This is a genomic window from Methylobacterium indicum, assembly GCF_001043895.1.
GTDB lineage: Bacteria > Pseudomonadota > Alphaproteobacteria > Rhizobiales > Beijerinckiaceae > Methylobacterium > Methylobacterium indicum.
Window position 1 is genome coordinate 1 of record NZ_JTHF01000177.1, and the last position, 10,146, is coordinate 10,146.

A 10,146-nucleotide genomic window follows, 5' to 3' on the forward strand; every position below is an offset into this window, starting at 1 on the left:
TGCAATGGGTCATTGCAATGGTTCATGGAGCCTGGCTGCACGGTTCCCGGCCAGGGTCGTGTACCGTGTTGCGGCGTGATCGGGCGCTGCTCTAAGCAGACTTGCGCTGGCAGGCCAACGCTTCGCCCGCTTAGCTTCTTGTTTTTTCGCAGATTTTTGCCGCCGAACCGGTGTCCACTTCGGCGAAATCTGCTTAGCCCCTGCCCCGCCCCGTGCCCTCGTCCCACACGCTCCAGCGAAACACCTCGGTGCCGGCGCCGTCGACGATGCGCACCGCCTCGGCGGCGGGGCCGGAGCGCTGGGGCACCCGGGCGCGGCGGAAGAGGCGCAATGCCCGCTCGCGGGCGGCGTCGAGGCCGGCGGTGCGGACCGAGGCGCGCTGCACCGGGGCGTCCTCGGGGCCGACGATCTCGATGTGGTAGGTCTCGCGCAGCAAGGTTCTGGGGGCTCCGGGTCGGGCCCCTCAATAAGCGAGGCGGGCCGCTCCGCGCCAGGGGCCCGGTGCCGCATTCCACCCCCCGCGCCACGCATGGGGGATCGGGTCTAACCGGGTGTCAGGTCTTCAGCACCGGCTCGTTGACGTCGCCGCCGCCGCGCCGGGCGAGATAGGCCGGCTGGAACATGCACATCCGCACCGCGTCGCGGTACTTGCCGTTCACGAAGAACTCGTCGCGCAAGATGCCCTCGGTCTCGAAGCCGCAGGCCTCGTAGATACCGATGGCGCGGCGGTTGTCCTTGTCGACGTGCAGGTAGAGCTTGTGGATGTTGAGCACCTTGAAGGCGTAATCCATGGCGATCTGCGTCGCCCGCAGGGCGTAGCCGCGGCCCTGGAACGACGGGTGGATCGCGATCTGGAACTCGCAGGAGCGGTGCAGGTGGTTGATCTCGACGAGCTCGACCAGCCCGGCGCGCTCGTTCTCCGGCGTCGCGATGATGAAGCGCCGCTCGGTCTGGTTGTGGATGTTGCGCTCGTAGAGCTGCGCCAGCTCGGCGAAGGACTCGTAGGCCTCCTCGAACCAGTAGCGCATGATGCTGTCGTTGTTGTTGAGCTGGTGCACGAAGAGAAGGTCCTCGCGTTCCAGCGGTCGCAGCTTGATGGTCGGGGCCATGGTCGTTCGGAATCTGCCGGCGGGAAGGCCCCGACCCTACTCCTCCGGCGGCACCTCGTCACCCGCCGACAGGGCGGAGACCGCCGCCGCGAGGCGATCCCAGCCCTCGGCGAGCTGCGTCACCTCGGCGGCGAGGCGGCGGAGCATCGCCGCCGTCTCCGCCTCCTCGGGGCTCGCGCGCGGCCCCGCGTCGATCGGGTCCTGCCGCAGGGCGGCGAGGTGGTTGCGCAACTGGCCGCGCAGGGCGGCGAGACGCTGCCGCCCGGCCTCTCCCGGCAGCGGCCGCTCCCCGTCCCTTCCCTGCCTGTCGTCCACCAGCCGCAGCCGGCGCGGTTCGCCCCCGGGCATGGCGGCCTCCTGCCTCTCGCGGTCCTGCCGGAACGGGCGCCCCGCGTCAGGATCGAACACCGGATGCTGCCCGTCCGGCCGCGAACGGGGGCTTAACGAAATCCTGCGAATGCCACGGATGCCCGGTCCGCCAGGCCGCGGGCGGTCGGGACGCGGCGGTGCTCGCGCGCGAAAACCGCCACATTGCCGTGGCAGGCACGGGGCCGGGCGAGGAGGATTCCGGGGGATGGGCGTGCGAGGACGGACGATCCTGTGCCTGGCGGCCCTCGTGGGGACGGCCGGCCGACCCGCCGAGGCGGCCCCCAAGCACCTTGCCCCCGTGCCCCCGGCCACGCTCGGCCTGATGGCGGCGCGCGCCATGGCGCCGTCGGCGCCGGTGCTGCTGCGGGCCTACAAGCAGGAATCCGAGATCGAGGTGTGGAAGCGGGCGGCGGACGGCCGCTACGTCCACCTCAAGACCTTTCCGATCTGCCGCTGGTCGGGCCAGCTCGGCCCCAAGACCCGCACCGGCGACCGCCAGTCGCCCGAGGGATTCTACACCGTCGCGGCCCGCCAGCTGAATCCGAACTCGGCCTACTATCTCTCCTTCGACATCGGCTACCCCAACGCCTACGACCGGGCGCATGGCGGCACCGGCTCGGCCCTGATGGTGCACGGCACCTGCTCGTCCGCCGGCTGCTTCGCCATGACCGACCGGCAGGTCGGCGAGATCTACGCCCTGGTGCGCGACGCGCTGGCCGGCGGGCAGGCGGCGTTCCAGTTCCAGGCCTTCCCGTTCCGCATGACGGCGCGGGCCATGGCGCGCCACCGCACCGACCGGCACATCGCCTTCTGGCGCCAGCTCAAGGAGGGCTCGGACCGGTTCGAGGCGACGGGCCGCGAGCCGCTGGTGACCGTCGAGGCCGGCCGCTACGTCTTCGCCCCCTACCCCGACCCAGCCCTCGAGGCCCAGGCGGTGGCGCGGCGCGGCGAGGAAGAGTCTCGCATCCAGGCCCTGGTCGAGGGCGGGATCGAGGCGGTGCGCACCACCTACGCCGATGGCGGCCAGCACCCGAGCTTCACCGCACTGATCAAGCGCGCCTCGGCCTTCGGCGCCTCGGCCACCGGGGCCATGGCCCCGATGACGAACGCGGCCGCGACGACCGCCACCGTGACGGGCGCCACCGCCTACGCGGCCGATCCGAGCCCGGCGGCGAGCCCGTTCGCGGCCTTCATCGTACCGGCCGGCCTCGGCGACGTCAGCCGGCCCGAGGCCCTGGCCCTCGCCGGGCGCGAGGTGGTGGTGGTCCCGGCCCGCCGGCGCCCGCCCGCCCCGATCCATCCGATCCAGGTCGCGGCGGCCTTCGTGCCGGTCGCCTTCGTGCCCTTGCCGGTGATCGAGACCGAGCCCTCGCCGTTCTCGCGCCTGCGCCTGGCGGAGGAGCCCTCCCGCCTCACTCTCTCGGCCTCGCCCGAGCCGGCCAAGCCCCGGTTCCTGACGGCGAAATTCGCGGCATTGCCCTAAGGCGTCGCTTCGGGGTCCCTGCCTGGATCCGGTCGGCCCGCACCCCGAGGTCCGATCGCGACAGGCGGCCGCTCACCAATACAGCTGCGCCCGTCCGATGAACGCGTCCGCGTCGATCGTCCGGCGGTTGAAGTTCAGGCTCGCCGGCGAGGGCGAGGTGTGGGAGCGGACGTAATCGAACACGAAGCGGATGTTGCGGTCCGGGTACCAGTTCACGCCGGCGGTGAAGTCCTGCTCGATGCCGCCTCGGATCGCCCGGTCTTCGAGGTCGATGGCGCTGTAGCGCAGGCCCAGCTCGAACACCCCGGTCCCGCCGCGGCTGACGCGCTGCGCCTCCTCGACCTGCACGCCGCCGAACACCGCGTATTCGGTGGCGTAGTTCGGGGCGATCGCGTAGCGCCGCCCCTTGCCGTTGAGGAGCAGGCCGGCCTGGATGTAGCCGCCCTGGAAGCTCAGGGACGGCGCGCCGCCGAAGCGGCCGATCTCGGTCAGGATGTACTCGGCCTGGATCCGGAACGGGCCGGATTGCCAGGCAGCCTCGAGCCCGACGCGGCCGATGCTCGCCGCATCGCGGATGCTGCCGGTATTCACGAATTGCCGCGCGAACAGAAATGCCTCGGAGCGGCTCGACAGGGTGAGCGCGCTGCCGTCGTTCGGCAGCGAGCGGTAGCTGCCGGCGAGCCCGAAATGGAGGACCTCGTACCCGTCCTGGCTGAGCCACGGCGCATAGGTGACGCGGGTGGTCGAGGCGACGCCCTGATCGCCGATGGCGGCGTTGTTGATGTTGCCGCCGAACACGCTCGTGACTGCGGTCCAGCGCTCGCCGTGGGTGCCGACGGCAAAGCCGAAATTGCGCGCGGGCGCGAAGGCGTCCGCCAGCGAGCGCTCCGTGAACAGGGTGTTGTTGTCGGAGATCAGCTGGTTGAGGCTGAACGGCTCCTTCATGTTGCCGATCGCCACGATGACGTCCTTGAAGCCCTTGTAGGCGACGACCGCGTCGTTGATCGGCCGGTTCGGCTCGGCGAAATCGTACTGGAAGGCGAGCTCCAGCTCCTTGCCCAGGGTCAAGGTGCTCTCGATCCAGGAGCGGCGCACGGCGATGGGCGTGTCGAACACCGTGCCGAAGCCGCGCTGCTGCACCCGCCCGGTGCCGAAATCGAGCTGGAGCCGCCCGCCGATCCGCAGGGTCGCGGCGTCGTCGGGAAACTTCAGGGTGATGCCCTTCTCGTCGATGGTCAGCGTCTCGCCGAACGGGCCGGGCGGGCCGTCGATCGCCAGGGCTGGCAGGCTCGCGCAGGCGAGCAGGAGAGCGGCGAGCGGCCAGGGCGAGCGCGACCGCGGGCGGGTGGTGTGAGACATGGCCGGATCCTCACGGCAGATATGCCGGAGGCTGGCCGTTATTCCATGACGGTGCTGCGACCTTCGGCAGGCGCGGCCGCGTTCACCGGCCGGTGTGGCGCACCCGCCACGTCCGGGGCCGCCACCGCGCGCGGGCGGCGCGAACCGCCGCGTCACGGCGGGGTTGTGTCGGGGACGATCGAGGAACCACCATGCCCCCCGCCATCGACCGCCGTCTCTGCCTGTCGGGTCTCGCCGCCCTCGCCTTCGGCCCGCTGACCGGCCCCGCCCGCGCGCAGGGCGCGCCCGGACAGAATACCCCCGCCCAGGGCGCGGCCGGCCGCTCCGATACCCTCGTGGTGATGGAGAAGGGCGACCGCGCCCTGAGCTTCTACGCGCTCGCCAGCGGCCGGCGCACCGGACGCGTCGCGCTGCCGGGGGAGTACCCGCACGAATTCGTCGTCGACCGGTCCGGGACGCACGCCTACGTGGCGCTCTACGGCGCCAAGTCCTCGACCACGCCGGGACCGGGGGGCGATGCGGTCTACGTCGTCGACCTCGCGGCCCAGAGCCTGTCCCGCACCATCGACTGCGCGCCGTTCCGGCGCCTGCACGGCATCCGCCTCGACGCGAAGGACCGTCTGCTCGTGCTGAGCGAGGACCGCGACGTGCTCCTCGGCATCGATGCGCCGGAGCGTGCCGAGCGCCCGGATCGGGCGGTCCCGACCGGGGGCATCAAGGGCCACCTCTTCTCCCTGTCGCGGGACGGCGAGACGGCCTACGTCGCCAACATCCTGTCGAACACCGTGAGCCGGGTCCGGCCCTTCGCGCCGGCGGAAGGCCCGCGACTCGCCGCGACCGGCCTGTGGCCGGAGGGCAACGCGCTCTCTCCCGACGAGGCGACGCTCTACGTCGCCAACCGCCGCAGCGGTACGCTCACCGCGCTCGCCGCCGAGGCGATGACGGTGACCCGCAGCGTGCCGACCCGCGGCGACGTGGTGCGGGTCGATTGCGGGCCGGAGGGCGACCTGATCCTGGCGAACTACGCCGAGAAGAGCCTGTCGCTGCTCGATCCCGCGCTCAAGGAGATGGCGGTCGTGCCGCTGGGCGGTGCGCCGGTGGCGCTGGCCCGCCACCCGTCGAGCCCCCTCGCCTTCGCGGCCCTGGAGGACGACCGGATCGCGGTCGTCGATCTCGAGGGGCGCCGCGTCCAGGGACACCTCGCCACCGGGCGCGAGCCCGACGTGATGGTGGTGCTGCCCGGATGATCGATATCCGGGCCCCGCGGGGGGCCCCGGTGCCGGATCAGGCCGCCCGCATCGGGCGCTTCGGCGGCTCGAACACCGTCGCGTAGTGGGTGCGGCACCAGCGCTTGCCGGTGAGCACCCGGCAGCCGCAGACCCGCTTGGTCTCGATCGCGGTGCCGTCGCCGTCGGCCCAGAGCGGGAAGGTGCAATCGAGGAGGCCGGCCTTCAGGAACAGAACGCCCTCGCCGCCATCGGCCGCGGCCGCCGGCACCCGGCGGGACATCGGCAGGGCGACGACGCTGCCCTCGGACGGCGGCTCGATCAGCACGGGGGCCGCGACCGGCTCCGGCGCCTCGACGGCGCGCGGCAGCGGGGCCTGCACCCGCGGCGCCTCGGGCTGCGCCGTGGCCGGCCCGGCGACGGGCGAGGCGGCGACCGCCGGCTTGGGGGCGACCGGCGGCTTTGCCGCGACGGGGCTCGCGGCCTTCGCGACGGGCGGTGCCTTGCGGGCCGGTGCCGGGGCCTTGTTGGCGGCGAGGAACGCCCGGGTGGCCTCCTCGAGGGCGCGCGCGCCCATCACCGGCGCCTCGGCGCGGGCAGGCTGCGGCGCGACCGGCGCCGGTTTGGCCGCCGGTGCGGCCTCGGCCGGCTTGGTGACGGCAGGCTTGGACGCCAGCACCTTGGCGGGAGCCGGCTTCACGGCGGCGACCGGCGCGGTCTTCGCGGGTTCCGCCTTCGCGGGTTCGGCCCTGGACATCAGCACCCGGGCCGGCGCGGCCGCGGCCGGCTGGAGGGTGGAAGGCAGGATCCGCGACGGCAGGATCCGGGGGGCCGGAGCCTTGGCGGGCTCGGCTGCGGCGGCCGGGGCCTTCACCGGCTCGACCTTGGCCGCCGTCTTGACCGACGGGGTCGGCTCCGCCCTCACGGGGGCGACGGCCTGTGCCGGGGTTTCCGGCCTGGCAACCTCCGACTTGGCAACCTCAGGCTTGGCTTGGGCGGCCGCCTCGTTCCGGGCCTCCGCCTTGGCCTGCTGGCGCGCCAGGGCGGCCTGCGCCACCCGGCCGATCACGTCGGTCACCGACGTGCCGATCACGCCGGCGATCTCCGCCGGGTCACGTCCCTCGATCCACAGCGCGACCGCCTTCTCGGTCGCCTCAGCCGTCCACACCGCGTCGTTCATTTCCAAAGGGGCTCTGTTCCAGTTCGAATCGGAAAGGCGGGATATACGGTGAGTCTCCTCATCAAGTCCCTTCTCATGACGCAAGGGTGGGATGCGACCGATCGCCTGCCCGCGCGGAACGCAGTCACGCTCACGCCTCAAACCGCTGCCCCGCGAGCCGTGACCTTGGCCGATTCGGCCTCGGTCGGTGCGCCGTCGGCCAGGTTGCTCGCTGCCTCCCCGGCTTTCAATGCCTCTTTGGACGGGAGGACTTCGGGTGGCAGGACTTCGGGTGGCAGGACTTCGGGTGGCAGGACTTCGGGCGGGAGACCTTCCACGATCCTCGCGGCGGACTTCGCCTTGAGCATCTGGGCGGCCCGGGCGTAGCCCCCGTCCTCGCCGTCGACGAAGTGGACGTGGTCGCGCAACGCCGCCACCGGGGTGATGCAGGTGGTGAGCGCCGCGCCCTGGCGGTGCAGGCCGAACCGCACGAGGCCCGCCGCCTCCGCCTCCTCCAGCCGCGCCTCGATCCGCGCCGCGAGCGCGGGGCTGCAATCGAGGGTCATGCGCAGGCCGTCGTCGTATTTCCGGAAATCGGTGTTGGCGACCAGTTCGCCGATGTAGCGCGGCGCCGAGAAGCCGCCGACCCTGAGGCCCAGGCGGAAGATCAGGTGGCCGACGAGCGTCGCGCCCAGGACGTGCAGGCGGCGCAGCGCCAGCGATCCCTTGAGCGGTCCCCGCGCCCGCACCTCGTGGGCGAGGCCCGGCGGCGGCCAGCGCAGGCGCGGCCCGCCCGGCGGCAGCGGATGACCGCGGGCCGGCGCCTCGCCGGCGAGCCGCACCACGTCGGCGATCGCCGCACGGGCCGCCGCCCGGTCGGCGCCCTCGGCGGCGACCACGAGGACGGACAGGATCAGGCCGTGCCGGGCCCGGGTCGGCTCGAACCGGCAGGTCAGGCCGGTGAGGTCGGGCTGGGTGCCGGCCGGTGCCGGCGCGACGGTGTGGAGCCCGCGCTTCAGGGCGCGCTCGGCATAGGCGAGGCCCCCGCCCATGAACATCGCGTAGGCGACGTCCGGCGAGGGCGCGTAGCGCGCCACCGCGACCGCGTGGCCGGCGGCGCGGATCTCGGAGACCGGCACCAGGGCGGCGCGCAGGGACAGCCCCATCGCGTCGCGGGCCCAGGCCACCGTGGCGGCGAGCGCCGCCCGGGCCGCCTCCTCCTCGTCGGGCGCGACCAGCACGCTCGCGCCGTCGCCCCCGAACACGAAGGGCAGTTCGCGCCGCTCCAGGGCGTTGCGCAGGGCCGCGATCACCGCCGCCCCGGTGAAGTTCACCGCCCGGTAGCGCCCCGCCGCGATGGCACCGGTGGAATCGACCACGTCGGTGACCGCCACCCACCATCCGTCCGGCACCGGGCGGTACTGCGCCTCATCGAGGACGCTCAGGAAGTCCGTCGCCGGGGCGAGGTCGGCATAGCGGAAGCCCTCGGCGGCGAGGGGCGCGGCAAAGGGCGCAATCTGGGGCGCAACCTGGGGCGCACCTTGGGGCGCGGCGCGGGGCGTCGTGGGTATCGCGGTCTCCATCCGTCCCAAACGTCCGGGCCCGCGGCGTCGGTTCCCCCGTGCGGGCGTGTCGGTGGGGTGATGCGGCGGTGAGTTCCCGAGACGGGAAAAGCGCGGATCGTCTCCCCTCCCTGCTGGCGGGACGAGGAGACGATCCGCGCCTGAATCGTATCGGGCGGGCGAGACGGACGCTGTCGTCCGGCGAACCGGAGCGGCGCGAGCCCGCGGCCCCGACGCCGATGCTCCAGGCCGGCGCCCTACGCCATGCCGAGGGCCTGCATGTAGAGCTCGAGGATGGCCTCCTCCTCCTGGCGCTCCGAATGGTCCTTCTTGCGCAGGCGCAGGATGGTGCGGACCGCCTTCACGTCGAAGCCGCGGCCCTTGAGCTCCAGCATCACGTCCTTGATGTCGCCCTGGAGGCCGGCCTTCTCTTCTTCCAGGCGCTCGATGCGCTCGATGAACTGCTTGAGCTCCTCGGCGGCGACGCCCGACGAGGCGACGTCGGCATCCGGCATGCTGTGCGCGTTCATTCACGAATCTCCTTGCCGATGGGCCCGGTGCCGCCGCGGGCGGACGCGGCCATCAGGCACCCCAACCCACTGACGGATGGCGGCCTTCGCGGCACGCCTTCCCGGATCTTGATAGATGCGCAACCTTACCGAGTCCTTGCGCGGCCCGGACCGCCGGCCTCCCCGCCTGTCGTGGCGGGACCCCTCGATGCTTCTCCGCCCGCGGCGCGCGGGCGGAACCCCTCAATGCTTTTCCGCGCGCGCCGCGAAGGCCGCCGCCTGCTCGGGGGTGGCCTCGTTCTGGTGGCGCGCCTTCCACTCGTCGTAGGGCATGCCGTAGACGTGCTCGCGGCTCTGGTCCTTGGTGAGGGCCAGGCCGCGGGCATCGGCCGCGTCCTTGAGCCAGTTCGACAGGCAGTTGCGGCAGAAGCCCGCCAGATTCATCAGGTCGATGTTCTGCACGTCGGTGCGCCCCTGCAGGTGCGACACCAGGCGGCGGAAGACCGCGGCCTCGAGTTCGGTGCGGGTGGTGTCGTCGATGCCGTCCATCGGAAAATCCTCGCTCAGATCGCAAACGGTGAAGTCGGGGCGGTCTCCCGCCCGGTCAAGCGCGGGCGACCAACGGCCCCAGCAGGGCGGAAAAGCGCGCGGCCCACTCCTCCGCCCCGGCCGCGTCGCCGATCAGGTCCTGGCGGATCTCGATCAGGGCGTTGGGCAGGCCCCGCGCCATGGCGTGGCGGTCGATCGTGTCGCCCGGCAGGCCGCCGCCATAGGGCTGGTTGTCGCCGACCGTGAACCCGGCCGGGTCGGCGCGCAGGCCCGCGATCAGCGGTCCGGCGAGGCGGTCGTCCCGGTCCCACAGGATGCCGACCTGCCAGGGCCGCGCCACCCCGCGCCAGGCTGGGGTGAAGCTGTGCACCGTCACGATGGCGGGCGGCGCCCCGGCCCGCATCGCGGCCGCGACCGCGGCGTCGATGGCGTGGTCGTAGGGGTCGTAGAACCGGGCCAGCCGCTCGGCGACGCCGTCGGGCCCGATCCGGGCGTTGCCCGGCACGATCGCCCCGTCCGAGAGGCGCATCACCAGGGTCGGGTCGGTGCGGCCGCGATTGGGATCGATGATCAGGCGCGAGAAGGTGGTGAGGAGCGCCGGCGCCCCGAGCCGCCGGGCGAGGGCGCGGGTCACCGCCGCCGCCCCGATGTCGTAGGCGATGTGCCGCTCGAAATGGGGGGCGGCGACGCCGAGGTTGTCGAGGTCCGGCGGCACTGCGTTCGAGGCGTGGTCGCACAGGAGCAGCAGGCCGCAGCCGGGATCGCCGGGAACCGTCTCGACGGGCTGGGGCGGGTGGCGGGGGGAAGGGGCGACGGTCATC

At 72.9% G+C, this 10,146-nt stretch carries 11 protein-coding genes; 2 read left to right on the plus strand and 9 right to left on the minus strand.

Annotation, left to right across the window (positions count from 1 at the left end):
• Nucleotides 1-193: 193 nt before the first annotated feature.
• The 3 genes from QR78_RS20535 to QR78_RS20545 form a co-directional block, all read right to left on the minus strand.
• Complete coding sequence (locus tag QR78_RS20535) at nt 194-433, minus strand: hypothetical protein (RefSeq protein ID WP_048429441.1); 240 nt, start codon at nt 431-433, stop codon at nt 194-196.
• A gap of 121 nt (nt 434-554) precedes the next feature.
• The gene (gene speG, locus QR78_RS20540) at nt 555-1,109 is read right to left on the minus strand and encodes a spermidine N1-acetyltransferase (RefSeq protein ID WP_048429435.1); all 555 of its coding nucleotides are present in this window, start codon (nt 1,107-1,109) and stop codon (nt 555-557) included.
• A 36-nt stretch (nt 1,110-1,145) separates the two neighbouring features.
• Entirely contained in the window at nt 1,146-1,457 is a 312-nt protein-coding gene (locus tag QR78_RS20545) for a hypothetical protein (protein WP_125901288.1), read from the minus strand.
• Between the two features lie 226 nt (nt 1,458-1,683).
• Between QR78_RS20545 and QR78_RS20550 the strand changes: the two genes are divergently transcribed.
• Nucleotides 1,684-2,961 carry a L,D-transpeptidase family protein gene (locus QR78_RS20550; protein WP_053221006.1) on the plus strand — a complete coding sequence of 426 codons (1,278 nt, stop codon included), beginning with the start codon at nt 1,684-1,686 and terminating at the stop codon, nt 2,959-2,961.
• A gap of 72 nt (nt 2,962-3,033) precedes the next feature.
• On the opposite strand, the gene QR78_RS20555 is transcribed toward QR78_RS20550, so the two are convergent.
• Entirely contained in the window at nt 3,034-4,320 is a 1,287-nt protein-coding gene (locus QR78_RS20555) for an OprO/OprP family phosphate-selective porin (RefSeq protein ID WP_048429437.1), read from the minus strand.
• Between the two features lie 191 nt (nt 4,321-4,511).
• Between QR78_RS20555 and QR78_RS20560 the strand changes: the two genes are divergently transcribed.
• Nucleotides 4,512-5,567, plus strand: coding sequence for a YncE family protein (locus QR78_RS20560; RefSeq protein WP_053221007.1), 1,056 nt, complete (start codon nt 4,512-4,514; stop codon nt 5,565-5,567).
• Nucleotides 5,568-5,604: 37 nt separating this feature from the next.
• Here QR78_RS20560 and QR78_RS32045 read toward each other — a convergent pair whose 3' ends face one another.
• From QR78_RS32045 to QR78_RS20585, 5 genes are all read right to left on the minus strand, one after another.
• Complete coding sequence (locus tag QR78_RS32045; RefSeq protein WP_053221008.1) at nt 5,605-6,726, minus strand: hypothetical protein; 1,122 nt, start codon at nt 6,724-6,726, stop codon at nt 5,605-5,607.
• 137 nt (nt 6,727-6,863) lie between these two features.
• Complete coding sequence (locus tag QR78_RS20570; RefSeq protein WP_082172068.1) at nt 6,864-8,288, minus strand: DUF3095 domain-containing protein; 1,425 nt, start codon at nt 8,286-8,288, stop codon at nt 6,864-6,866.
• 236 nt (nt 8,289-8,524) lie between these two features.
• Nucleotides 8,525-8,782: a DUF2312 domain-containing protein gene (locus tag QR78_RS20575; RefSeq protein ID WP_236012505.1), complete on the minus strand. Its 258-nt coding sequence runs from the start codon at nt 8,780-8,782 to the stop codon at nt 8,525-8,527.
• 237 nt (nt 8,783-9,019) lie between these two features.
• Nucleotides 9,020-9,325 (minus strand): DUF1244 domain-containing protein, encoded by a 306-nt coding sequence (locus QR78_RS20580; RefSeq protein ID WP_048429439.1) that lies wholly within the window; start codon nt 9,323-9,325, stop codon nt 9,020-9,022.
• Between the two features lie 55 nt (nt 9,326-9,380).
• Nucleotides 9,381-10,145: an N-formylglutamate amidohydrolase gene (locus QR78_RS20585; protein WP_048429440.1), complete on the minus strand. Its 765-nt coding sequence runs from the start codon at nt 10,143-10,145 to the stop codon at nt 9,381-9,383.
• Between the last annotated feature and the right edge of the window lies 1 nt (nt 10,146).